General features: G+C 70.5%; 25 protein-coding genes. 13 read left to right on the top strand and 12 right to left on the bottom strand.

The annotated features are described in order from the left end of the window. Positions 1-17 precede the first annotated feature (17 nt). The gene (rlmC, locus tag ACPPVW_RS12740; protein WP_426623487.1) at positions 18-1,142 is read left to right on the top strand and encodes a 23S rRNA (uracil(747)-C(5))-methyltransferase RlmC; all 1,125 of its coding nucleotides are present in this window, start codon (positions 18-20) and stop codon (positions 1,140-1,142) included. 73 nt (positions 1,143-1,215) lie between these two features. On the opposite strand, the gene msrA is transcribed toward rlmC, so the two are convergent. The 3 genes from msrA to ACPPVW_RS12725 are packed head-to-tail and all read right to left on the bottom strand — an operon-like array spanning position 1,216 to position 3,103. Then, on the bottom strand, positions 1,216-1,728 hold the full coding sequence (msrA, locus tag ACPPVW_RS12735; RefSeq protein ID WP_426623486.1) for a peptide-methionine (S)-S-oxide reductase MsrA: 513 nt from the start codon (positions 1,726-1,728) through the stop codon (positions 1,216-1,218). Beyond that, on the bottom strand, positions 1,728-2,186 hold the full coding sequence (gene msrB / locus ACPPVW_RS12730; RefSeq protein ID WP_426623485.1) for a peptide-methionine (R)-S-oxide reductase MsrB: 459 nt from the start codon (positions 2,184-2,186) through the stop codon (positions 1,728-1,730). The genes msrA and msrB overlap by 1 nt, the downstream gene beginning before the upstream one ends. Continuing rightward, a complete protein-coding gene (locus ACPPVW_RS12725) occupies positions 2,183-3,103 on the bottom strand; it encodes a type IV toxin-antitoxin system AbiEi family antitoxin domain-containing protein (protein WP_426623484.1) in 921 nt (306 codons plus the stop codon). The genes msrB and ACPPVW_RS12725 overlap by 4 nt, the downstream gene beginning before the upstream one ends. Positions 3,104-3,385: 282 nt before the next feature. Here ACPPVW_RS12725 and ACPPVW_RS12720 point away from each other — a divergent pair, with 282 nt between their 5' ends. Both ACPPVW_RS12720 and ACPPVW_RS12715 read left to right on the top strand, forming a co-directional pair. Further along, on the top strand, positions 3,386-4,381 hold the full coding sequence (locus ACPPVW_RS12720) for an SDR family oxidoreductase (RefSeq protein WP_426623483.1): 996 nt from the start codon (positions 3,386-3,388) through the stop codon (positions 4,379-4,381). Further along, positions 4,302-5,114 carry a protein-L-isoaspartate(D-aspartate) O-methyltransferase gene (locus ACPPVW_RS12715; RefSeq protein WP_426623482.1) on the top strand — a complete coding sequence of 271 codons (813 nt, stop codon included), beginning with the start codon at positions 4,302-4,304 and terminating at the stop codon, positions 5,112-5,114. The genes ACPPVW_RS12720 and ACPPVW_RS12715 overlap by 80 nt, the downstream gene beginning before the upstream one ends. A 180-nt stretch (positions 5,115-5,294) precedes the next feature. Here the strand turns inward: ACPPVW_RS12715 and ACPPVW_RS12710 are convergent, their stop codons facing one another. Then, positions 5,295-6,254, bottom strand: coding sequence for an IS481 family transposase (locus ACPPVW_RS12710; protein ID WP_426623086.1), 960 nt, complete (start codon positions 6,252-6,254; stop codon positions 5,295-5,297). Positions 6,255-6,351: 97 nt separating this feature from the next. Further along, a complete protein-coding gene (locus tag ACPPVW_RS12705) occupies positions 6,352-7,104 on the bottom strand; it encodes a gamma-glutamyl-gamma-aminobutyrate hydrolase family protein (protein ID WP_426623481.1) in 753 nt (250 codons plus the stop codon). Positions 7,105-7,256: 152 nt separating this feature from the next. Between ACPPVW_RS12705 and ACPPVW_RS12700 the strand changes: the two genes are divergently transcribed. The 6 genes from ACPPVW_RS12700 to ACPPVW_RS12675 all read left to right on the top strand — a co-directional run bounded on the left by ACPPVW_RS12700 (position 7,257) and on the right by ACPPVW_RS12675 (position 12,326). Next, positions 7,257-7,886, top strand: a complete 630-nt coding sequence (locus ACPPVW_RS12700) for a TPM domain-containing protein (protein WP_426623480.1) — start codon at positions 7,257-7,259, stop codon at positions 7,884-7,886. A gap of 22 nt (positions 7,887-7,908) precedes the next feature. Further along, positions 7,909-8,766: an arginase family protein gene (locus ACPPVW_RS12695; protein ID WP_426623479.1), complete on the top strand. Its 858-nt coding sequence runs from the start codon at positions 7,909-7,911 to the stop codon at positions 8,764-8,766. Positions 8,767-8,789: 23 nt separating this feature from the next. Beyond that, positions 8,790-9,575: a crotonase/enoyl-CoA hydratase family protein gene (locus ACPPVW_RS12690; protein ID WP_426623478.1), complete on the top strand. Its 786-nt coding sequence runs from the start codon at positions 8,790-8,792 to the stop codon at positions 9,573-9,575. A 74-nt stretch (positions 9,576-9,649) separates the two neighbouring features. Continuing rightward, complete coding sequence (locus ACPPVW_RS12685) at positions 9,650-11,101, top strand: dihydrolipoyl dehydrogenase family protein (protein WP_426623477.1); 1,452 nt, start codon at positions 9,650-9,652, stop codon at positions 11,099-11,101. A 2-nt stretch (positions 11,102-11,103) separates the two neighbouring features. Next, complete coding sequence (locus tag ACPPVW_RS12680; protein WP_426623476.1) at positions 11,104-11,487, top strand: Fe-S oxidoreductase; 384 nt, start codon at positions 11,104-11,106, stop codon at positions 11,485-11,487. Further along, positions 11,484-12,326, top strand: coding sequence for an SDR family NAD(P)-dependent oxidoreductase (locus ACPPVW_RS12675; protein ID WP_426623475.1), 843 nt, complete (start codon positions 11,484-11,486; stop codon positions 12,324-12,326). The genes ACPPVW_RS12680 and ACPPVW_RS12675 overlap by 4 nt, the downstream gene beginning before the upstream one ends. On the opposite strand, the gene ACPPVW_RS12670 is transcribed toward ACPPVW_RS12675, so the two are convergent. Further along, on the bottom strand, positions 12,301-12,768 hold the full coding sequence (locus tag ACPPVW_RS12670; RefSeq protein ID WP_426623474.1) for an SIP domain-containing protein: 468 nt from the start codon (positions 12,766-12,768) through the stop codon (positions 12,301-12,303). The two genes, ACPPVW_RS12675 and ACPPVW_RS12670, sit on opposite strands and share 26 nt — an antisense overlap. Before the next feature lie 115 nt (positions 12,769-12,883). Here ACPPVW_RS12670 and ACPPVW_RS12665 point away from each other — a divergent pair, with 115 nt between their 5' ends. Further along, on the top strand, positions 12,884-13,954 hold the full coding sequence (locus ACPPVW_RS12665) for an ATP-dependent DNA ligase (RefSeq protein WP_426623473.1): 1,071 nt from the start codon (positions 12,884-12,886) through the stop codon (positions 13,952-13,954). Between the two features lie 27 nt (positions 13,955-13,981). Here ACPPVW_RS12665 and ligD read toward each other — a convergent pair whose 3' ends face one another. After that, on the bottom strand, positions 13,982-15,004 hold the full coding sequence (gene ligD / locus ACPPVW_RS12660) for a non-homologous end-joining DNA ligase (RefSeq protein WP_426623472.1): 1,023 nt from the start codon (positions 15,002-15,004) through the stop codon (positions 13,982-13,984). 148 nt (positions 15,005-15,152) lie between these two features. Between ligD and ACPPVW_RS12655 the strand changes: the two genes are divergently transcribed. Both ACPPVW_RS12655 and ACPPVW_RS12650 read left to right on the top strand, forming a co-directional pair. Then, entirely contained in the window at positions 15,153-15,824 is a 672-nt protein-coding gene (locus ACPPVW_RS12655) for an endonuclease/exonuclease/phosphatase family protein (protein WP_426626296.1), read from the top strand. Positions 15,825-15,925: 101 nt separating this feature from the next. Beyond that, positions 15,926-17,365, top strand: a complete 1,440-nt coding sequence (locus tag ACPPVW_RS12650) for a lipase maturation factor family protein (RefSeq protein ID WP_426623471.1) — start codon at positions 15,926-15,928, stop codon at positions 17,363-17,365. Here ACPPVW_RS12650 and ACPPVW_RS12645 read toward each other — a convergent pair whose 3' ends face one another. The 3 genes from ACPPVW_RS12645 to ACPPVW_RS12635 form a co-directional block, all read right to left on the bottom strand. Beyond that, positions 17,366-17,875: a DUF3885 domain-containing protein gene (locus ACPPVW_RS12645; RefSeq protein WP_426623470.1), complete on the bottom strand. Its 510-nt coding sequence runs from the start codon at positions 17,873-17,875 to the stop codon at positions 17,366-17,368. A 158-nt stretch (positions 17,876-18,033) separates the two neighbouring features. Next, on the bottom strand, positions 18,034-18,660 hold the full coding sequence (locus ACPPVW_RS12640; protein WP_426623469.1) for a hypothetical protein: 627 nt from the start codon (positions 18,658-18,660) through the stop codon (positions 18,034-18,036). Between the two features lie 69 nt (positions 18,661-18,729). Continuing rightward, complete coding sequence (locus ACPPVW_RS12635) at positions 18,730-19,128, bottom strand: DUF7144 family membrane protein (protein ID WP_426623468.1); 399 nt, start codon at positions 19,126-19,128, stop codon at positions 18,730-18,732. 188 nt (positions 19,129-19,316) lie between these two features. On the opposite strand from ACPPVW_RS12635, the gene ACPPVW_RS12630 reads away from it, so the two are divergent. Further along, positions 19,317-19,619: a DUF1905 domain-containing protein gene (locus ACPPVW_RS12630; protein WP_426623467.1), complete on the top strand. Its 303-nt coding sequence runs from the start codon at positions 19,317-19,319 to the stop codon at positions 19,617-19,619. Between the two features lie 21 nt (positions 19,620-19,640). On the opposite strand, the gene ACPPVW_RS12625 is transcribed toward ACPPVW_RS12630, so the two are convergent. Beyond that, on the bottom strand, positions 19,641-20,573 hold the full coding sequence (locus tag ACPPVW_RS12625) for an MBL fold metallo-hydrolase (RefSeq protein WP_426623466.1): 933 nt from the start codon (positions 20,571-20,573) through the stop codon (positions 19,641-19,643). 94 nt (positions 20,574-20,667) lie between these two features. Then, positions 20,668-21,663 (bottom strand): type I glyceraldehyde-3-phosphate dehydrogenase, encoded by a 996-nt coding sequence (gene gap / locus ACPPVW_RS12620; protein ID WP_426623465.1) that lies wholly within the window; start codon positions 21,661-21,663, stop codon positions 20,668-20,670. Positions 21,664-21,737 lie beyond the last annotated feature (74 nt).

Raw genomic sequence — 21,737 nt, 5'->3', positions numbered from 1 at the left:
GTACAATCGTTCGCGGAATGGACTGCTCGTACTTCGACGCCGGCGTGTGCCGCTCGTGCACGCTGATGGGCGTCCCCTACGGCGAGCAGCTGGCCCGCAAGGACCGCCACGCGCGCGACCTCCTGGCGCCGTACGGCGACGCGGCATGGCTGCCGCCGGTCGCGAGCGCCGAGTCCGGCTACCGCAACAAAGCGAAAATGGTCGTCTCGGGCACCGCGGACGCACCCACGTTCGGCATCCTCGACGAAGCCGGCCGAGGCGTCGATCTGCGCGAGTGCGGCATCTGCGCCCCCGGAGTGCGGGCCGCCCTGCCGGTGCTCGCGAGCTTCGTCACCCGTACCCGCATCGAGCCGTACAGCGTCCCGGAGCGCCGCGGCGAGCTCAAGTACGTCCTGGTGACGCACTCCCCCGACGACGAGCTGATGGTGCGGTTCGTGGTGCGAACGGAGGCCGCCGTCGACCGCATCCGCGCCCGACTCGACGAACTGCTCGCCGCGCTGCCCACGGCCGTCGTCGTGACGGCGAACCTCCAGCCCGAGCACAAGGCGGTCGTCGAAGGCGAGAAGGAGATCGTGCTGACCCCGCAGTCGTCGCTCGTGATGCGGGTCGGCGGCATCCCACTGCGGTTGCGGCCGCAGAGCTTCTTCCAGACGAACACCGCGGTCGCCGAGAGCCTGTACGGCCAGGTGACCGAGTGGGTGGACCAGGTGTCGCCGTCGAGTGTCTGGGACCTCTACTGCGGCGTCGGCGGTTTCGCGCTCAACGTCGCAGCGCCCGGGCGGCGCGTCGTCGGCGTGGAGACCAGCACGGAGGCGGTGCGCAGCGCCCGCGCGACCGCGGCGGCCGCCGGTCTGCCGCACGTGGCGTTCCGGACGGGGGACGCCACGGCGTTCGCGCTCGCCGCGAAGACGGCTCCCGAGCTCGTGATCGTGAACCCGCCGCGACGCGGGATCGGAGCGGAGCTGTCGAGCTGGCTCGAAGGCTCCGGCGTCCCGAGCATCGTGTACTCCAGCTGCAACCCGACGAGTCTGGCGCACGACCTCGCCCGCATGCCGTCGTACCGCATCCGCGCCGGGCGCGTCCTCGACATGTTCCCGCAGACCGGGCACCTGGAGGTCGCGGTCCTGCTCGATCGGGTGTGAGCCTCCGATCGCCTCAAACGCGGCGAGGCCCGCGCCTCGCCAGGAGACGCAGGCCTCGAATCGGACGGGAGGTTTAGCTCGCCGCGGCCTCGCGGCGCGGGAGCTTCCAGTCGGGACGCGCGAAGTGGCAGGTGTAGCCCCACGGGATGCGCTCCAGGTAGTCCTGGTGCTCGGGCTCGGCCTCCCAGAACGGGCCGGCGGCCTCCACCTCGGTGACGACCTTGCCCGGCCAGAGACCGGACGCGTCGACGTCGGCGATGGTGTCCTCGGCCACGCGGCGCTGCTCGTCGTTCTCGTAGAAGATCGCCGAGCGGTAGCTGGTGCCGACGTCGTTGCCCTGACGGTTCTTTGTCGACGGGTCGTGGATCTGGAAGAAGAACTCCAGAAGGTCGCGGTAGCTGATGCGCTCGGGGTCGAACTCGATCTCGATCGCCTCGGCGTGCGTGCCGTGGTTGCGGTAGGTGGCGTTCGGGACGTCGCCGCCGGTGTACCCGACGCGGGTGCTCACCACGCCGGGACGCTTGCGGATGAGGTCTTGCATGCCCCAGAAACATCCACCGGCCAGGATGGCCTTCTCTGTCGTCATCAGTGCTTCTCCTCGTTCTCGAAAAGGTGGGTGTAGGCGCCGTAGCCCTGCTCCTCCAGCTCGGCGAGCGGGATGAAGCGGAGCGCGGCAGAGTTGATGCAGTAGCGCAGGCCGCCGGCTTCGGCCGGCCCGTCGTCGAACAGGTGGCCGAGGTGGCTGTCACCGTGGGCGGAGCGCACCTCGGTGCGGACCATACCGTACGTGCGGTCGGTCTTCTCGACGATGTTCGCGGGATCCACCGGCACGGTGAAGCTCGGCCAGCCGGAACGGCTGTCGTACTTGTTCACCGAGGCGAAGAGCGGCTCCCCCGACACGATGTCGACGTAGAGGCCCGCCTCGTGGTTGTTCCAGAACTCGTTGCGGAAGGCGGGCTCGGTGGCCGCCTCCTGGGTGACCGCGTACTGCGCGGGGGTGAGCCGCGCGACGGCGTCCTGGCTCTTGCGATAGTCCTGTGTCACGTTTCCTCCTGTGTGCGGCGAGCGCTGGCTGCGGCGCCGTCAGTAAGGAGAACAGCGGGGAGGGTCAGGTTGGTCCCGGTCTTGCTGTGAGTTCGCCGAGGTGGCGGAGCGCGCACGACACCGTCGATCGCGTGCTGCACGATCGGCCACTCGGCGAGCACGCTCCGCGCCGACACGCGCAGTCGCCGGCGCCCGTCAGCGGCGAGCCGGGCGTCGCGACGCCGATCGCGCTCGAACGCCTTCGCATCGCTGTGGAACGCGTAGCCGTCGATCTCCAGGTAGAGCTCGCCATCGACGAGCATGTCCACCCGACCGACGCCGGGGACGTGCACCTGCTGCTGGATGTGGTGACCGCGCGCCTCGAGACGCTGTCGCACGATCGACTCGACACCGGACTCGGAGCCGGAACGTGCCTTCGCTGCCCGCGATCGCACCTTTCGCGTCGAGGCCCGCAGGATGGACGTCAATTCCGCCGATGAGACGAGTCCCGCCGTCAGCGCAGTGTCGAAGGCTGCGACCGCTGTCTCTTCGTCGGCGCAGTGGCCGACGGTACGGAGGCAATCGGCGAGCGACACCCGCCAGACCTCTCCATCGTGCTCGGTCGTGCGCCAGTGGCAGACGAATCCATGAGGCTTGTGCTGGCTGTTCGGCGAAATGACGACATGGACACGAGAGTCCGTACCCGCCCAGATGCCGTAGCTACGACAGGCCGTGACGCACGACAGCCGCGCGCCTGCCCTGAGCACTGCTCGCGGCGGGCCCGTCAGCGTCGCGAGCGCGTACACGCCCCGTCGCGGCCTGACCACCACGCCCTGGCGCACGGCCTCCGCAAGCGTCTCACGGGTGGCGCCGGCGTTTCGCAGCTGGAGTGTTGTGGCGGCACCGCCCAACTCGTGCAGTCGGCTGATCCATTTCATGGGGCAATCCTCGCGGCCTCCGGCTCCGATGACGGGCGATCCGGCGCATTCTGTGGACAAGGACCGCCCGCTCGCCGATGTGCAGACAAGGAAATCGGGTTCGATTTCTCCTTGCTCAGCGCTCAGACAGGAGATCTCCGACTCGTTTCGTCTTGATTTCCTGTCGGACGGACGCAAACCCTGCCGAGGTTAACCTCATGGCCCGGTCGGGTTAGTGTGAGTCTTCTGGGGCCAGGGGGAATCCGGTTCCGGTGCAAGCCGGCGAAGACGCGAGGAGCGAGGATGACAGCGACACGGACACTCTTCATCGGCGGCACGGGGGTCATCAGCTCCGCGTGCGTCGCCCGAGCCCTCGAGAAGGGCCATGAGGTCACGGTCGTCAACCGCGGCAACAGCGAACTTCGCCCGCTTGCCGACAGCGTGGAGGTGCTGCACGCCGACATCCGCGACCCCGAGAGCGTTCACGCGGTCCTCGGCGAGCGCAGCTTCGACGTCGCAGCGGAGTTCCTCGCCTTCACGCCCGAGCACATCCGCACCGACTTCGGCCTGTTCGAGGGCCGGGTCGGGCAGTACGTATTCATCTCCTCGGCCTCGGCCTACCAGACCCCGCCTACGCGGATGCCGGTGACCGAGTCCACGCCGCTGCGCAACCCGTTCTGGCAGTATTCGCGCGACAAGATCGCCTGCGAGGACCTCCTGATGGAGGCCTACCGCGAGCGCGACTTCCCGATCACGATCGTGCGCCCGTCGCACACCTACGACCGCACGATGATCCCGACCAGCGGACACTGGACCGACCTCGCGCGGATGCGTCGCGGTGCTCCCGTCGTGGTGCACGGCGACGGCACCAGCCGCTGGACGATCACCCACAACACCGACTTCGCCGTCGCGTTCGTCGGCCTGCTCGGGCGTCCGGAGGCCGTGGGCGACTCGTTCCACGTCACCTCCGACGAGGCGCCGACCTGGGACCAGATCTACTGCTACCTCGCCGAAGCCCTGGGCGTCGAGGCGGAGCTGGTGCACGTCGCCAGCGAGACGATCGCCGCGGCGCTCCCCCACCTCGGCCCGGGCCTCCTGGGCGACAAGGCGCACTCGATGCACTTCGACAATGCCAAGGTCAAGGCGCTGGTGCCCGAGTACCAGGCCCGCGTGACGTTCGCGCACGGCGCGGGAGAGATCGTCGACTGGTACCTCGCGGATGCGTCCCGGCAGCAGGTGGACCCCGACCTGGATGCCGCGTTCGACCGCCTCGTGGACCACGCCCGCACGGTCGTCTGAGCGGCTGCCTCGGCATTCGCATGCCCGACGCCGCAGCATCCAGCGTTCAGGACCGGCAGGCGGCAGTGGTTCAATAGGCCTTACGAACAGGGATTTCGCCGCACAACGGGAGCGGATGGTCGAGGAGCAGCTCGTCCGCCGCGGAATCGAGGACCAGCGCGTGCTCGATGCGATGAGACGCGTGCCCCGTCACGAGTTCGTCCCGGAGGGAGCCGAGCCCTACGCCTACGAGGACCACCCGATGCCGATCGGTCACGGCCAGACGATCTCGCAGCCGTTCATCGTCGCACTCATGCTCGAAGCGGCCAGAATCGGCCCGGAGGACAGCGTGCTCGACATCGGAACCGGCTCGGGCTATGCCGCGGCCGTCGCCGCGGAACTCGGCCATCGCGTCGTCAGCATCGAACGACATCCGGAGCTGGCTCTGACGGCCGCGGCGACACTGGAGGCCCTCGACTACCGGGTGAACGTCGTGACCGGCGACGGCACCCTCGGCTGGCCCGAGGGCGCACCCTTCGACGTGATCATCGCGGCGGCGACCGGCCCGACGCTGCCACGGGCATGGCCGGAGCAGCTGACCCCCGACGGCCGGATCGTGATGCCGGTCGGCCACCCGGGAGGCGCCCAGCACCTCGCCGTGTTCGAGCGCGGAGCCGACGGCGACCTCCACGAGCGCAACCTCGGGGCTGTCGCGTTCGTGCCGCTCGTCGGTGACGACGGCTGGCGCCCCTGAAACTGCCGCCGTCGTACCGGTGGGGCCCGAGCCGCTGCTGCGACTCACGCCGAATGCGCGCTCAGCGAGCAGCAAACGGCACATTCGCGGCGAATCGTGAGAACGACATTCCCGGCGAATGTGCCCTCTGGGAGCGCCGGACGCCGCATTCGCGCCGAAAGCCGCCAGGCTGGGAGAGTGCTAGGTGTAGTTCCCCGTGAGGTTGTGAACGCGGGCTGAGGGGACGAGGCCGCCGATTCCGGTGTGGGGTCTGTGGTGATTGTAGTGATGGAGCCAGGTGTCGTAGGTTGCGGCTCTGGCTTCGTCGCTGAGGTAGGCGTGCGCGTAGGCCCACTCGGTGGCCAGGGTGCGGTTGAATCGTTCGACTTTCCCGTTGGTCTGCGGCCGGTAGGGGCGCGTGCGCCGGTGCTTGACTCTCGTGCCGAGAGCGTCGGCGAACAGTTTCGACCGGTAGCACGCACCGTTGTCGGTCATGACCGCGGTGACGGTGATCCCAGCGGCGGTGAAGAACGCGTTGGCGCGCAGCCAGAATCCGGCGGCGGTCTCTTTGCGCTCATCGTTCAGGATCTCCGAGTAGGCCAGCCTGGAGTGGTCATCGATAGCGTGATGCAGGAACGCATAGCCGCGGCCGCGGTGCCGGGACGGTGCTGCTGCCCGCCCCAGGACTCGGTGGCCACCACCATCGGGGATGCGGCCGAGCTTCTTGATATCGACATGGACCAGCTGGCCGGGGCGAGCGTGCTCATAACGGACAGCCCTCGGTTTGCGGATAGGGAGCCCGGTCGCTTGATCGAGGTGGTGCAGTAGCGGCATCCGATACCGGGCCAGCACCCTGCCCACGGTGGAACGGGGAACACCGAGGTGGTAGCTGATCCGATGCGGACCCCACCGCCACCTGAACCGCAACGCCACGATCCGGCGCTCCAACCGGGCCGGACACCGATTCGGGGACGAGTGCGGGCGGGAGGGTCGGTCGGTCATCGGCAAGCCTGCGCGTGCCCGATCGACCCACCGTTTCGCCGTCGCGGGCGAGCACTGGAACCGTTCCGCCACCCGCCGCAATGACCACCCGCGCTCCAGAACCAGCTCGACCAGCCGTCGACGCCCTTCCGGCGTCAACGGTGCATTAGCGTGAGTCACGAAGACCTCCGTTGGCTAGATGTGAGTGTGGTAACCCACATCCTCCACGGAGGCCTTCGCTCACCTCAACCGTTCACAACGTGTCGGGGAACTACAGCTAGGCGGCGACGGGCGCCGCGAGCGCGGCGCGGGTGCGCGTGCGCAGAGCTCCGAGGAGTGCGGCGAGCTGACCGGCGGGGGCGGCCGGATCCTCCGGGTGCCACTGCACCGCGATGATCGGCGCGGACTCGTGCTCGATCGCCTCGACGTGCCCGTCGGGGGCGCGGCCGGTCACGTGGAGGCCCTGGCCGACCACATCGACCGCCTGGTGGTGTGCGCTGCGCACCGACACGACGGGGCCGCCGAGCAGCTCCTCCACCCGGCTGCCCGGCTCGAGCAGCACGGGGTGCGTGGTCAGCACCTCGGGGATCGGCACCCCGCGGCGCACGTGGTCGCTCTCGCCGAGGTCTTGGACCAGCGTGCCTCCGAGCGCGACGTTGACGATCTGCAGGCCGCGGCAGATCCCGAGCAACGGAAGTTCGCGCTCGATCGCCCTGTGCACGAGCGCGAGCTGTGCGGCGTCGGCGGTCTCGCGGTGCAGGCTCTCGTGCGGGTAACCGCCCGACGCTCCGTAGAACCGCGGGGCGATGTCTTCGCCTCCCACGATCACCACGGCGTCCGCTCGGTCGGTCGCCGCCAGAAGGGCGCCGGTTCCTCCGTCTGCCGCCAGCCGCGACACCGTCCAGCCGTCGGCCTCCGCCGCACGGACGACCCCGCCGACCAGCACCTGCACGTACGCGTGGTACTCCGGGTCGTGCCCGCGGAAGCGCGTGGCCTCGACGACGGCGAGGGTGCGGGAGGCCGGAGACATACGAGCCATTCTGGGCGGCGGGCCCGCAGCGCGCATCCGCGGCTGTAACAGGCGGAAACAGTGACAGGCGTGACGAAACAGTGACAGGCATCGGGGCCGTCAATAGACTCGGCTCGATGACAGGCGAGCTCGGGAGAGTGGGTGAATGAACTGTGCGTCGTGTCCTGACCGCTCTCCTTCTCGTGCTCGCCGTGGCCGCGGCTCCCCTCCTTCTCGTGCTCGCCGTGGCCGCGGCTCCCCTCCTTCTCTCCGTCCCGGCCGCCGTCGCGCAGGACCCGGTGGAGCTGGGCTCCGGTCATGTCGTCGATCAGGCCGGTGTGCTGTCCGACGCGGATGTCGACACCGTCGAGGCGGCTACGGCCGCGCTGAAGAAGAACCACCAGATCACCCTGTACGTCGTGTTCGTCGACCACTTCACCAACCCGGCCGACGCCGAGGATTGGGCGAACGAGACGGCCGCCCGCAACGATCTGGCGCCGACGGACTACCTGCTGGACATCGAGACGACGGGCGAAAATCTCTACCTCTCGGGCGACGACAGCGGACCGGTCAACGACCGGGAGCTCACCACGATCGAGCAGCAACAGGTGGCGCCCAAGGTGCACACCCAGGACTGGACGCAGGCCGCCCTCGCCGCCGCCCACGGTCTCGGCAACGCGGTCGACGGTGGTCCGGGCCCGGCGTTCGTGTGGCTCCTCGTCATCGGTCTGGTCGCAGTCGTCTTCGTCCTGCTGGTCCGCCGACAACGGAGCTCGAGAAGCAGGAGGTCGATGACACCATGACAACGAAACGGAAGGAGAGAGGATGAGCCCGGCTTCATTCCTCGTGGTCCCGCAGTGGCAGGGCTCCAGCTCGTCACGCGCCATGCGCCTCATCGACGGGGCAGACGCCATCCGCGGCGACCTGCCGACGACAGCGACGCACTGCGTGGCCGTCCCGGCGGCCGCCGGCGAGGCGCTCGGCACCGGCGTGCTGCGCTACTCGTCGCTCACGCTGGTCCGCGAACTCGCGGAGGCGGAGCTGGCGGTGTTGGAGGCCCCGGTCGTCACCATCGGCGGCGACTGCGCCGCTGATCTGGCGAGCGTGCAGCACGCTGTGGCGTCCCATCCCGGCGGCTCGGTCGCCGTGGTCTGGTTCGACGCGCACGGCGACGTCAACAACGTCTCGACGTCGCCCTCCGGAGCCTTCCACGGCATGGTGGTGCGCGCACTGCTCGGCGACGGGCCCGACGGGCTCGCCGCCACCGGCCCCGCGCGCCTGCACCACGAGCAGCTGGTGCTCGCGGGAACCCGCGCGCTCGACGACGGCGAGTCCGCCTTCGTCGACCGGATGGGCATCCGGGTGGTCGGACCGGACGACTTGGAGGACCCGCAGACGCTGGTGCGCGCCGTGGAGGAGACGGGAGCGTCCTGCGTGTATTTGCACGTCGACCTCGACGTGCTCGACCCTTCCGCTGTCGACGGCATCGGCTTCCCCGAGCCGTTCGGTATCAGCCCCGAACAGCTGTGCGAGGCGATCCGGGTGCTGCGCGGCCGGTTCGAGCTCGCCGGCGCCTCGGTCACCGAGTTCGCCCCCGAGTCGCCGGACGCAGCAGGGCGCGACCTGCCGGTGATCCTCCGGGTGCTCGGGGCACTCACGGGGCCGCTGCGTGACGCCGGCTGAGCGCGGCCGGTAGCGTTGCCGACATGAGCGAACCCAGGATCCTGACCGAGCGACGCGGGCATGTCCTCCTCATCGGTCTCAACCGCCCGGAGAAGCGCAACGCCGCGGACTTCGAGCTCCTGACCGGGCTGGCCGAGGCGTACGGCGAGCTCGAACGCGACCCCGACCTCCGCGTGGGGCTGGTGCACGCAGTGGGCGACCATTTCACGGGCGGCCTCGATCTGGCCGACATCGGCCCGCGGATCGGCGCGGACGGCCTCTCGTTCGTCTCCGACACCGGCCTCGACCCGTGGGGGGTCTCCGGACAGCAGCGCACCAAGCCGGTGGTGATCGCCGTGCAGGGCACCTGCCTCACCCTCGGCATCGAGCTCGTGCTCGCCTCCGACGTCGCGATCGCCGCACGGTCGACGCGCTTCGGGCAGATCGAGGTCGCCCGCGGCATCCTGCCCTTCGGCGGGGCGACCATCCGATTCCCCCGGGCGGCGGGCTGGGGCAACGCCATGCGCTACATCCTCACCGGCGACCCGTTCGACGCGGAGGAGGCGTTCCGAATCGGACTCGTGCAGGAGGTCGTGGACGACGGGGCGCAGTTCGACGCCGCTCTGGCCGTCGCAGAGCGGATCGCCGCCCAGGCGCCACTCGCCGTGCAGGCCGCGCTCGCGAGCGCGTTCACGGCGGTTCGGGAGGGCGACGCCGCCGCGGGGGCGCAGCTGCAGCCGGCGCTCGCGCGACTGGCCGCGAGCGAGGACGCGCGGATCGGCCTGCAGGCCTTCCTCTCGCGCACCCCGGCCGAGTTCGTCGGCCGCTGACCGTCGTACGCTCCGGATCCGCATCGAACGTCCTCGTCATCGAACGACCCCATCCACGAACGGCAGGAGGAACCATGACCGCAGTCGCCGAGTACGACGTCATCGTGATCGGAGCAGGGACGGTCGGCGAGAACGTCGCCGACCGCGCGGCCCAGGGCGGCCTGCGCACCGCGATCGTGGAGGCCGAGCTCGTCGGAGGGGAGTGCTCCTACTGGGCGTGCATCCCCTCCAAGACCCTGCTGCGCTCGGCCGCCGCACTGCGCTCCGCCCAGCGGGTCGGCGGGGCACGCGCTGCGGTGACGGGCCCGCTGGACGTCGCCGCCGTACTGCGGCGCCGCGACTACATGACGAGCGACTGGAAGGACGACGGCCAGGTGACGTGGCTGCAGGGCGTCGGCATCGACCTGGTGCGGGGCTGGGCCACGATCACGGCGGCCAGAGAGGTCACCGTGACCGCCGACGACGGCACGGTCACCGTGCTCACGGCCCGGCACGCGGTCGCTGTCTGCACGGGCTCGGCATCGCTGCTCCCCGACATCCCGGGCCTGCGCGAGAGCGAGCCGTGGACGAGCCGCGACGCGACCAGCGTGCAGCGGGTGCCGGTCTCTCTGGCCATCCTGGGCGGCGGCACGGTCGGCACCGAGATGGCGACCGCATACGCGGGCTTCGGCACCGGGGTGCACCTCATCGCGCGCAGCGGGCTGCTGGGAACCGAGGAGCCGTTCGCCGGCGAACAGGTCGCCGCGTCGCTGAGGGAGCTGGGCGCCCAGGTGCACCTGGACGTCACCACCGAGTCCGTCGAGCGGATCGACGACGATCGGTTCCGCCTCCACCTGGGCGATGGCAGCGTGGTCGAGACGGACGAACTGCTGGTGGCGACCGGCCGGCTGCCGCGGTCGTCGGGGCTCGGTCTCGGCGCCTTCGGGCTGGAGGACGGCGCCTGGCTGACGGTCGATGACAGCATGCGCGTGCTCGACGCGCACGGCGAGCCGGTCGACGGCGGCTGGCTGTACGGCGTCGGCGACGTGAACCACCGGGCGCTGCTCACCCACCAGGGCAAGTACCAGGCGCGTGCGGCCGGCGACGCCATCGCCGCACGGGCGAAGGGCCGGGAGGTGTCTCTCGCCCCGTGGGGCGCCTTCGTCGCGACCGCCGACCACCAGGCCGTGCCGCAGGTCACATTCACCGAGCCGGAGGTCGCCTCGGTCGGGCTCACCGCGGCCAGGGCGGAGAAGGCCGGCTACCGCATCCGCGTCGTCGACTATCCGATCGGCTCGGTCAGCGGCGCCTATGTGGTGGCGGACGATTACGCGGGGACGGCGCGAATGGTCGTGGACGAGGACAGGAAGGTCGTGCTCGGCGCGACCTTCGTCGGCCAGGACGTCGGGGAGCTGCTGCACTCGGCCACGGTCGCGGTGGTCGGCGAGGTGCCGCTCGACCGGCTCTGGCACGCTGTGCCGTCGTACCCGACCATCAGCGAGGTCTGGCTGCGCCTCCTCGAGGCCTACGGCCGCCCGGAGGAGTGACGATGGCCCAGCCCCGCGGCGACGGCCCGCTCGCCTCCCTGTTCCTCGACTCGCCGATCAGTCGGCTCGGCTACCGCTATGCGACCGCAGTCGGGTTCGTCTGGGGCTTCGTCTGGAGCACCGGACGCGTCGAGCGCCGCGCCGGCCTCTTCGTCTTCCGCGGCATGCCGAAGCGCCTGTTCGGACGCGGCGGCTCGTGCGTGGGCGGCTGTTACCTGACCGACCAGAACGTGACGGACGACGTGCTCGAGCACGAGGTCGTCCACAAGCGGCAGTGGCAGCGCTATGGGATGCTGTTCCCGTTCGTCTATCTGCTGGCGGGACGCGACCCGCTGCGCAATCGCTTCGAGATCGAGGCTGGTCTCGAGAAGGGCGGCTACCGATGACCGATACCGGTCGCACGATCGTCGTCACCGGAGCGAGCTCGGGGATCGGCGCGGTGACGGCGGAGCGCCTGGTCGCGAGGGGCGACCGCGTCGCCGTGGTCGGGCGCGACCCGGAGCGCACCGGTGCGGTCGCGGGCCGGATCGGTGCGACCGCGTTCGTCGCCGACTTCGAGCGGCTCGACGACGTACGTGCGCTGGCCGCGGCCCTCCTCGACCGCTACGACGGCATCGACGTGCTCGCCAACAATGCGGGCGGCCTGTACAACGACCGCAGGATGACGGCCGACGGTCACGAGCGCACGATCCAGCTCAACCATCTGGCGCCGTTCCTGCTCACGCGCCTGCTCCGGCCCCGCCTCGTGGAGACCGCTGCGAACGGCCGGGAGGTGCGCGTGGTGTCGACCGCCAGCATGGCCAACCGGTTCGGCCGGCTGCGCCTCGACGACCTCGACTGGGAGCGGCGCCCCTGGCGCGGCGGCTGGCAGGCCTACGGCACGTCGAAGCTCGCGACCATCCTGTTCGCCGCCGAGCTCGGTGAGCAGCTCACCGGCACGGGCGTCACCGCGTACTCCTTCCACCCCGGCACGGTGGCGACCCGCTTCGGGGCGAGCTCGCCGCTGATCCGGTTCGGCAACGCGGTGACCGGAGGACGCTACGGCGTGACAGCGGAGGCCGGGGCGGCGCCGCTGGAGCGCCTGGCCGGACCGGTGGCGGTCGGAGCGCCCACCGGCGCCTACTTCGACCGGTTCACGGCCAACGGCCGGACGGCGCGCCAGGCGAAGGACGCCCAGCTCGGCCGCGACCTATGGACGATCAGCGAGAGTCTGACGGCAGACTGACCGCGTCCGGCTCCATGCCGACGACCTCCACGAGATGCTCCCCCACCTCGGTGGTGAGCGTCCAGGAGCCGGTCACGATCGCGCGTGTGCGACCAGGGCCGTCGCAGAGCATCTCGGCGGTCCACGCCTGGACGGCGCGCGTCACTGCGTCTCCGTGCCCGCAGCGCTGCGCCGTGCCGGGTCGGCCGGAGCGCTCCGAGCGCACCAGCCAGGTGACCGTCATCCGGATCGGCGCGGCGAGCGCCACGATCTCGGCCGACTCGCCGACCTCCACGAAGACGCGCCCGCGTGCGCACAGCGGCAGGAGCGCGAGCTCGGCTTCCAGCTCGGTGAGCGACGTCTCGTCGCCCACGACGAGGAACTGCACGCGGTCGTCGCTGTGCGCGGTGGAGGCGGTGTGCGCGGCGTGGTCGGGTCGGGCGGTGTGGTCGGCTGGATACATGGCTCCTCGATTATAGGTCAGCCTTACCTAACCTTTCCCGAGAGGCCGGACGGCCGCCGAAGCTTCCGGCGCTGCCGCCCTTCCGGTGCGGGCCCCCGCACGGCATGATCGAGACATGCTTCCGACCGCGGACTCCCCCGTCGCCCCGATGCTCGCCAAGGCCATCCCGGCCGTGCCCGACCAGGACGCCGTGCCCGGCGGCCTGAGCTTCGAGCCCAAGTGGGACGGCTTCCGCGCCATCGTCTACGCGGCGGACGCCGGCGACGGCACCGTCGGCGACGTGCAGATCGGCAGCAGGGGCTCGAAGATGCTCACGCGCTACTTCCCCGAGCTGGTCGCCGCCTTCCGCGAGCTCCTGCCCTCCCCCTGTGTGCTCGACGGCGAGATCGTCGTGCCGACCGGCGAGCCCGGCAACCAGCGCCTGGACTGGGAGGCCCTCTCCCAGCGCATCCACCCCGCCGCAAGCCGGGTGAACCTGCTCGCCGAGCAGACGCCGGCGACCTTCGTGGCATTCGACCTGCTCGGCCTGGGCGACGAGTCGTACCTCGACCGGCCGTTCTCCGAGCGGCGCGCGGCGCTGGAGGCGTTCGCCGGCGACCTCCCCGCACCGCTGCAGGTCACCCGGACGACCACCGACGTCGAGCGGGCGAGGACCTGGCTCGTCGAGTTCGAGGGGGCGGGGCTCGACGGCGTCGTCGCGAAGCCGCTCTCGGGGGTGTACACGCCGAACAAGCGCACCCTGCTCAAGATCAAGCACCACCGCACCGCAGACGTCGTCGTGCTCGGCTACCGCGTGCACACCAGCGGCCGCGGGGTCGGGTCGCTGCTCGTCGGGCTGTACGGCGACGACGGCGTGCTGCGGAACGTCGGAGGTGTGTCCGCCTTCAGCGACAAGGTGCGGCTGGAGCTCGTGGACGAGCTGGAGCCGCTGGTCGAGCGGGACGAGAACGGTGCGGCGGTGACGGGCGCGACGGACCGCAGCCGGTTCTCCGCAAGCAAGGACGTCTCGTTCGTACGACTGCGACCGGAGCGCGTTCTCGAAGTGCGCTACGACCAGATGGAGGGCATGCGCTTCCGGCACACCGCGCAGTTCGAACGCTGGCGGCCCGACCGCGACCCGACCTCCTGCACCTACGATCAGCTCGATCGTCCGATCGCCTACGACCTGGCCGACGTCCTGTCCTGACCGGTCTGGACCGAGCGACCCGGCCGGTTATCCGACCTTCTTGGCGCGGCTGGGCTGCACGCGCGGCGGCTCGCCGGGCATCTTCGGGTAGTCGGGAGGGAACGGGAGCTCCGCGAGCCCGTCGTCGAGGTCGCGCTGCCACCACTCCAGCAGCGTATCGATGCGTCCGGAGCGCTCTCCGAAGTCCTGCCACGGGTCGCCGCTGGTGCGCAGCCGCTCCGGCGCCGTGAGCACGGTGAAGTCTTGCGGATCGACCTCCGGCAGCTCGTCCCAGGCGACCGGCGTCGACACCGGCGCGTGCGCCAGAGCGCGCGGACTGTAGGCGCCGGCCATCGTGCGGTCGCGGTTCGCCTGGTTGAAGTCGACGAAGACCTTCTCGCCGCGCTCCTCCTTCCACCACGCCGTGGTCACCGCCTCCGGCATCCGGCGCTCCAGTTCGCGTGCCGCGGCGATCACGGCGTGCCGCACGTCGAGGAACTCGCGCACGGGCTCGATGGGCGCGAACACGTGGAGGCCGCGGTTGCCGGAGGTCTTGATGTACGCCTCGAGCCCGGCCTCCGCGAGCACGGCGCGCAGCTCGATCGCGGCCGGCACCGCGTCGCCGAAGCCCGTCCCCGGCTGCGGGTCGAGGTCGATGCGGAGCTGGTCGGGGTTGTCGGAGTCCTCCGCGCGCGACGGCCACGGATGGAAGACGATCGTGTTCATCTGCACGGCCCACACCGCCGCGGCCGGCTCGTCGATCACCAGCTGCGGATGCGAGCGCGCGCTCGGATAGACCACCGGCACCGACCTCACGAAGTCGGGCGTGCCGCGGGGCGGGTTCTTGGAGAAGAACTCCTCGCCGTCGATCCCCTCCGGGAACCGCTGCAACGACAGCGGGCGGTCGCCGTTGGCACGGACGAACGCGTCGCCGACCTCCACGATGTAGTTCGCGAGGTCGAGCTTGGTGATGCCGAGCTCCGGATACAGCACTCGACCAGGACTCGAGATGCGGACATCTCGGTCGCCGTGCGGACCAGGAACGGTGAGTATGACTGCATCGCCTGCCATGCGACAACCGTACCGGTCCGACGGGTGATGACCAGGGTGTGAATTCCGTGTGTGATGCGGGTGGTCTTCGTTCCACCCGCTGAGAAGTGGTCCAGAATGAGCGGTGTCTGCGCGTGGAGGACCCGAACAGTGCAAGGAGGTGGGTGGCCTGAGGATCATCAGCTACAACCTGCGCAAGCACGCCGCCAGTCACGAGCTCGAGGACATCGCCAAGACGTATGACGCCGACGCGCTGTGCCTGCAGGAGTGCGACAGTGAGGCGCTCGCCCCTCGGCTGCACGACCTCCACCTCGCCGACACGACGCACGGCAACCGGCTCGGCCTCGCGGTGTACGTGCGCGACGAGCGCTATGAGGTGCTGGACACGCAGGTGTTCGCAGTGCACAAGTCGATCCACGATCGCGTGCTCGCGCCCGCCAACGAGCGGTTGCTCGCGGCGCTGCTGCGCGACAAAGACTCCGGCGAGCGCGTGCTGGTGGGTTCGTTCCACGCGGCGCCGCTGACGGCCTCCAACTCCCTCCGCCGCAAGCAGATCGCCGCCGCGCACGATGGCATGCGCTCGCTCTCACCCGACACGCCCGCCATCATGGTCGGCGACTTCAACTACCCGTGGTTCATCCGCGGGCTCGAGCGCCACCTGACCACGGCAGGCTACACCCTCAAGCGCAGCGACGAGCCGACCTACCTGCGCTACAAGTTCTTCACCGGCTACTTCGACTTCGTGACCTCCACCGGTTTCGAGGTGGAGCGGGTGGACGTCCTGCCCGCCGGGGCCTCCGACCACCGCGCCATCCGCCTCGACGCCCAGCTTGCGGCGTAGTCCGGCAGTCCGCTCGCGCGGATCCGGTCGCCCCTGCCCCGACCCCCGGGCGTCGGCGTACGCTGGCCGGGCGTACCGCGACCGTGTCGAGGTGATGACCGATGGATGCGCTGGGCTGGCTGGCCGGAACCGACTACACGATCGCGCGCGAGATCCTGCAGCGCGGTGTGGCGGCGCTCTACGTCGTCGCTTTCCTGTCGGCGGTCGCGCAGTTCCCGGCGCTGCTCGGCGAGCACGGCCTCCTGCCCGCGCCGCGGTACCTGCGAACCGCGTACGCCCGACGCCAGCCGACGCTCTTCCGGCTGCGATACTCCGACCGGGTGCTGCGGGCGGTCGCCTGGAGCGGGGCCGGGCTCTCGGCGCTCATCGTCATCGGCGTTCTGCAGCTGACGCCGTCGTATGTCTTCGTCCCGGTGTTCCTGCTCGTCTGGTTCCTCTACCTGTCGATCGTGCAGATCGGGCAGACCTTCTACGGGTTCGGCTGGGAGAGCCTGATCTGCGAGGCCGGGTTCACCGTGGCGTTCCTCGGGTCGTGGGACACCGCCCCGCCCATCACGATCATCGTCCTCGTGCGCTGGCTGGTGTTCCGGCTCGAGTTCGGCGCCGGGATGATCAAGATGCGCGGCGACCGCTCCTGGCGCGACCTCACCGCGCTTTTCTACCACCACGAGACGCAGCCGATGCCGAACCCGCTGAGCCGAACGGCGCACCTGCTGCCGAAGTGGTGGCACCGCGTGGAGGTGCTGGGCAACCACTTCGCGCAGCTGGTCGTGCCGTGGCTGCTCTTCCTGCCGCAGCCGGTCGCGAGCATCGCTGCGGCGGTCGTCATCCTCACCCAGCTCTGGCTCGTGGCGACGGGGAACTTCGCCTGGCTCAACTGGATCACCGTCGTGCTCGCGTTCGCCGCCGTGAGCGACGGGGCCTGGCGGTGGGTGACCGGAGGCGCGCTCATCGGCGGCATCGGCTCCGCCGAGATGCCCATCTGGTACGCCGTCGTCGTGCTCCTCGTGAGCGCTCTGGTGGTGGCGCTGAGCTGGTGGCCGCTGCGCAACCTCTTCCGCCGCCGCCAGCTGATGAACGCGAGCTTCAACCGCTGGCACCTGGTCAACGCCTACGGCGCCTTCGGCAGCGTGACGAAGGAGCGTTTCGAGGTGGTCGTGGAGGGAACGGAGGACGACCCCCTCGACCCCGCGGCGCGCTGGGTGGAGTACGGCTTCAAGGGCAAGCCGGGCGACACCCGGCGACTGCCGCGCCAGTTCGCGCCCTACCACCTGCGGCTGGACTGGCTGATGTGGTTCCTCGCCCTCGGGTCGCGGGACTCGCCGTGGTTCGAGGTGTTCCTGCTGCGGCTGCTGGAGGCCGACCGCCCCACCCTGCGGCTGCTCCGGGTCGACCCGTTCGACGGCCGGCCTCCCCGCTCGGTCCGAGCCCGGATGTTCCTCTACCGCTTCGCAACGCACGACGAGAAACGCAGGACGGGCGCTCGGTGGGTGCGTTCGGACGTCGGGACGCTCGTGCCGCCGGTGGGGTTACGGGGGTGATCAGAAGCCGTCGGCGCGCGGCGAGAGCCAGTCCGAGTGCGCGGTCGCGAGTGCATCGCGTCGTGAGACGTCGGAGAGCAGAACGTCGGCGCCGCCGTCGTAGGGTGCGTAAATCCAGTCGAGGGACGATGGCGCCACGATGAAGTGCGCTCCGTTGTCTGCGGCACGGCGGAGGAGCGGCACGAGTTCGGTCGGGGTGGCGACCCCGCCCGCCCAGAAGTAGGTCATGCTCGGAGCGAACTCATCCTCCTCCTGCTCCGGGTCGGTGTGCGTGCGCCATGGCCACCACTCCACCGTGGTGTGTCGAGTCCACCCGCCGGCGAGGTCGTGAGGACCCCACTCCTGGGCGATCAGGAGCAGCTCGGAGACCTCGTCGGAGTCCACGAGTTCCTGGAGGACAGTGAGGTGCCGGTCGAGGATGATCTGGGACTTGGCGTGAGTGTCAGCGTAGCGTTTACCCTCCGGCAGGCTGTGGAAACGAACCCAGCTTTCCGGGGAGTCCCATTTCAACAGATAACCGGCGGGCTCGCAGTCGGGGCCAGACCTCGACCCAGCGCGCCGTCAACTGCTGCGCGCGGTCGCTCGACTCCGGTTCGGCGAAGTCGCCTCCGAGCCGGCGCCATCGCCTCCACGCTCGCCATGCTGCTCCCCGTAGAGACGTCATCTCGTCAGTACCCCGTCCGTTCCTCCTGTAGCCGCGCTAGATCGCGCCAGATCAGCAGCTTGAGTCGGGCCGGCTTCTCGCGCTCGTAGTCGTCGCGCAGCGCCTCCACGCCCGAGAATGCGTCGAGGCCTGCCTCGATGGCCCGCCCGACCTCGTCCCAGGCGTCGACACGACCGCGCTCCACCAGGGCGAGGAGCTCGTCCTCCGAATCGGCCTTCGACCGGAGGGCGTCAGCGAGGGCGATCGCCGCATCCCGCCGCAGCCGCAGATTCGCGACGTCGATGTCGCGGTAGTCGTGCGGGTGCATCGCGTCGCCGCGCAGGCCCTGCGCCGTCTCCAGGTCCTCCTCGATCCGGCCGACGGCCTTCCCTTGCTCGGAGGCGAGCTCGCGGAGCAGGTACGCGGCCTCACCGGTGTGCCGGGCTGGGTCGAAGTCGTTGCCGTACTGGAGGGTGTCGACCACGATGTGGTTCTTGACGGCCATCCGGGTGGCGTATTCCGCGAGCAGCATGCCTTCCTCGACCGTCTGCTCGAGCGTGGGCGCGGCGGGCTCCGGCAGGGCGTCCTCGTCGAACGGACGCGTGCGCACCGTGTTGTCGGAGCGCTTCGGGAGCCAGTCGGGCCAGTGCATGGCCACAGCCTTTCGGTCGATCGCGGGAGGCGCCGGCGCCGGCGCCTCCTCCATTCTCACCGATCGGGCTCAAGCGGACGCACGCGCGGCGAAGAACTCGTTGGCGCGTTGCGTGTAGAGGAGCGACAGCATGACCACCGCCCACAGGATCTCGAGGATGCCGCTGAAGAACTGCAGGCTGAACATCAGGAGGACGCCGCTGATCGCGTTGAGGATCATGACGACCGTCACGAGCCCGCGCGCGAACCGGCTGCCGTTCAGCAGACCGCGCGCGACGATGAGGATGACGATGCCGAGGATGATCGACGCGATCGCCGCCGTGGTGATACCGGCCAGCGCCCCGGCGTCGGACGCGCGCACCATCGAGTCGCGAGTGAACAGGATGACCACGCCGCCGATGATGTTCAGGACGCCGTTGATGTAGGCGAGCACGGCCACGAAGGTGACAGAACCGGGGCGGTTGGGCATGGGGCCTCCTGACGTTGCTGCGAGGATAGCGCGCGCGGCCACGGCCAGGGCAGAGTCTGGGTGCCGGGCAGGGGCCGTGCCGGGCCCGGCTCTGCGTCTGCGTGCCGGGCAGGGGCCGTGCCGGGCCCGGCTCTGAGTCTGCGTGCCGGGCGGGGGCCGATGTCGGTCGGCCGTGGGAGGCTTGGGGCATGGCCGGCGTGCGCTATGAGTTCGAGACGGAGCTGTTCCGGTGGGAGGTCCGGCGCGATCTGTGGGTGTTCGCCCGGCTGCCCGACGACGTGTCGGAGGAGATCCGGCTGCAGCCGCATCCGCCTGCGGGGTTCGGGTCGGTCAAGGTGATGGTGACGCTGGGCCGGTCGCGCTGGTCGACCTCGGTCTTCCCCGAGAGCGCGGACGGCGCTTACGTCGTCGCGATCAAGGGCGACATCCGCCGCCGGGAGGGCGTCGGCCTGGGCGATCGGGTCACGCTCGGCGTGGAGACCATGCTGTAATCGCATCGCGGCGTTTCGGGTTCACAGACCCATCCGCCGGTCGGCGAGCCCGCGGTGCTGGGCGGTCTGCCGGAGCGCCGAGAGCAGCGTGAGGCCGCTGAGCGCGTCCCAGCCGCCTGTCCAGGTCAGCCCGGACGCAACCTCCCACACCGTGGCGCCGATGCTCGCGGCGACCTCCTCGGTGCGGCGCAGATGGTGGGCGGCGAGGGCGGCGCAGCGCTCCCGCACGCCCGTGAACGGGTCCTCGTGGCCGGGGAGCGCCCGCAGCGCGCCGGTGTCGAGAACCGCGACCCGGTCGAGAGAGGCCAGGTAGTCGGTGATCGGGTTGCTGTCGGTGGGTCCGCCGAGTCCGAGGCCGGAGTTGATCGTCGGCAGCACGTGATCGCCGGTGAGGAGGAGGCCGGCCTCCTCCTCGTGCAGGCAGAGGTGGCCGTCGGTGTGGCCGGGCGAGCCGATCACCCGCAGGCGGCGGCCGGGGATGTCGAGCAGCTGTGCGTCGACCAGCACGCCGTCCACCACCTCGTCGACGAACTCGGCCGCCGGCGCGGTCGGAACGACGGCGGCGGCGAGGAGCTCCGGCCGGCGGTCCTCCGGCACGCCCCAGGCGTCGAGATCGGGCGCGGGGACGCCGGCGGCGATGCGGCCGAGCGCCGCTCGTTCGCGCTCGTGCAGCAGCACACGGGCGCCGGTGCGAGCTCGGAGGGCACCGGCGCCGCCTGCATGATCGGCGTGGAGGTGCGTGATGACGATCGAGCCGACCTGGGCGTCGCCGATCGCCGCTTGGAGCGCAGCCTGCGCCTCCGCCGTCGGGGTGCCGGGGTCGACGATGTGGACGCGGCCGTCGCAGTCGTCGATCACGTAGGCGTTGCTGAACGGGAGGCCGGTGCCCTCGGGCATCGGCACGCGCACCCGACGCACGCCGTCCGCGATCGGCTCGGGAGCAGCAGTCGTCATGGCCTCACGCTAGCGGACGACCAGACGCTAGCGGACGACCAGACGACAGCGAACCGCGCGCCCGGGGCGCTCGGTCCGCTCCGGGCGCGTGGCCTCAGCCCGCGAGCAGGCCGAGCGTGTCGACCACGCGGTTGGAAAAACCCCACTCGTTGTCGTACCAGGCGACCACCTTGACGTGGCGGCCGTCAACGCGGGTGAGCTGGGAGTCGAAGATCGACGACGCCGGGTTGCCCGTGATGTCGGACGACACCAGGGCGTCCTCCGAGAACTCGAGGATGCCGGCCAGCGGACCATCGGCCGCGGCACGGTAGGCGGCGATGACGTCGTCGCGCGTGACGTCGCGGGACACCACGGTGTTCAGCTCGACGATCGATCCCACCGGGACGGGCACGCGGATCGAGTCACCGGAGAGCTTGCCGTCGAGATTCGGCAGCACCAGGCCGATCGCCTTCGCGGCGCCGGTGGTGGTGGGGACGATGTTGACCGCGGCGGCACGCGCACGACGCGGGTCGCGGTGCGGGCCGTCCTGCAGGTTCTGCTCCTGCGTGTAGGCGTGCACGGTCGTCATGAAGCCGTGCTCGATGCCGGCGAGGTCGTCCAGCACCGCAGCGAGCGGGGCGAGGGCGTTCGTCGTGCAGGAGGCGTTGGAGACGATCGTGTGGACGGCGGGGTCGTACGCGTCGGTGTTCACGCCGAACGCGAGGGTCACGTCGGCGCCGTCGGCTGGCGCGCTGACGAGCACCTTCTCGGCCCCGGCCTCCAGGTGGGCGCGGGCGGCGGTGGCCGAGGTGAAGCGTCCCGTCGACTCGAGCACGATGTCGACGCCGAGCTCGCCCCAGGGCAGTTGCGCCGGCTCGCGCTCGGCGAGCACGCGGATGCGGCGGCCGTCGACCACGAGCACGTCGCCGTCGACCGAGACCGGGCGGCCGAGACGGCCGGCGGTGGAGTCGAAGGCGAGCAGCCTGGCGAGGTCGGCCGGCTCGGTGAGGTCGTTGACGGCGACGACCTCCAGGTCGCTGTCGCGCTCCAGGAGGGCACGAAGCACGCTACGGCCGATGCGGCCGAATCCGTTGATGGCGATGCGGGTCATGCGGAGGAATCCTTTCGATCCCGTACAGCCTCCGTCGCGGCGCCGCCGCCCACCAGGGGCGCGATCGTCACGGT

Source organism: Leifsonia sp. McL0607 (assembly GCF_049993355.1).
Taxonomy (GTDB): domain Bacteria; phylum Actinomycetota; class Actinomycetes; order Actinomycetales; family Microbacteriaceae; genus Leifsonia.
This window is presented reverse-complemented; position numbering and strand designations above follow the sequence as displayed.

Excerpts from the sequence above, each read along its gene's own strand:
- rlmC (WP_426623487.1), top strand. The coding sequence starts at position 18 with ATGGACTGCTCGTACTTCGACGCCGGCGTGTGCCGCTCGTGCACGCTG.
- msrA (WP_426623486.1), bottom strand. The coding sequence starts at position 1,728 with ATGACGACAGAGAAGGCCATCCTGGCCGGTGGATGTTTCTGGGGCATG.
- ACPPVW_RS12725 (WP_426623484.1), bottom strand. The coding sequence starts at position 3,103 with ATGAAATGGATCAGCCGACTGCACGAGTTGGGCGGTGCCGCCACAACA.
- ACPPVW_RS12720 (WP_426623483.1), top strand. The coding sequence starts at position 3,386 with ATGACAGCGACACGGACACTCTTCATCGGCGGCACGGGGGTCATCAGC.
- ACPPVW_RS12715 (WP_426623482.1), top strand. The coding sequence starts at position 4,302 with ATGCGTCCCGGCAGCAGGTGGACCCCGACCTGGATGCCGCGTTCGACC.
- ACPPVW_RS12705 (WP_426623481.1), bottom strand. The coding sequence starts at position 7,104 with ATGTCTCCGGCCTCCCGCACCCTCGCCGTCGTCGAGGCCACGCGCTTC.
- ACPPVW_RS12695 (WP_426623479.1), top strand. The coding sequence starts at position 7,909 with ATGAGCCCGGCTTCATTCCTCGTGGTCCCGCAGTGGCAGGGCTCCAGC.
- ACPPVW_RS12690 (WP_426623478.1), top strand. The coding sequence starts at position 8,790 with ATGAGCGAACCCAGGATCCTGACCGAGCGACGCGGGCATGTCCTCCTC.
- ACPPVW_RS12685 (WP_426623477.1), top strand. The coding sequence starts at position 9,650 with ATGACCGCAGTCGCCGAGTACGACGTCATCGTGATCGGAGCAGGGACG.
- ACPPVW_RS12680 (WP_426623476.1), top strand. The coding sequence starts at position 11,104 with ATGGCCCAGCCCCGCGGCGACGGCCCGCTCGCCTCCCTGTTCCTCGAC.
- ACPPVW_RS12675 (WP_426623475.1), top strand. The coding sequence starts at position 11,484 with ATGACCGATACCGGTCGCACGATCGTCGTCACCGGAGCGAGCTCGGGG.
- ACPPVW_RS12670 (WP_426623474.1), bottom strand. The coding sequence starts at position 12,768 with ATGTATCCAGCCGACCACACCGCCCGACCCGACCACGCCGCGCACACC.
- ACPPVW_RS12665 (WP_426623473.1), top strand. The coding sequence starts at position 12,884 with ATGCTTCCGACCGCGGACTCCCCCGTCGCCCCGATGCTCGCCAAGGCC.
- ligD (WP_426623472.1), bottom strand. The coding sequence starts at position 15,004 with ATGGCAGGCGATGCAGTCATACTCACCGTTCCTGGTCCGCACGGCGAC.
- ACPPVW_RS12650 (WP_426623471.1), top strand. The coding sequence starts at position 15,926 with ATGGATGCGCTGGGCTGGCTGGCCGGAACCGACTACACGATCGCGCGC.
- ACPPVW_RS12640 (WP_426623469.1), bottom strand. The coding sequence starts at position 18,660 with ATGCACTGGCCCGACTGGCTCCCGAAGCGCTCCGACAACACGGTGCGC.
- ACPPVW_RS12635 (WP_426623468.1), bottom strand. The coding sequence starts at position 19,128 with ATGCCCAACCGCCCCGGTTCTGTCACCTTCGTGGCCGTGCTCGCCTAC.
- ACPPVW_RS12630 (WP_426623467.1), top strand. The coding sequence starts at position 19,317 with ATGGCCGGCGTGCGCTATGAGTTCGAGACGGAGCTGTTCCGGTGGGAG.
- ACPPVW_RS12625 (WP_426623466.1), bottom strand. The coding sequence starts at position 20,573 with ATGACGACTGCTGCTCCCGAGCCGATCGCGGACGGCGTGCGTCGGGTG.
- gap (WP_426623465.1), bottom strand. The coding sequence starts at position 21,663 with ATGACCCGCATCGCCATCAACGGATTCGGCCGCATCGGCCGTAGCGTG.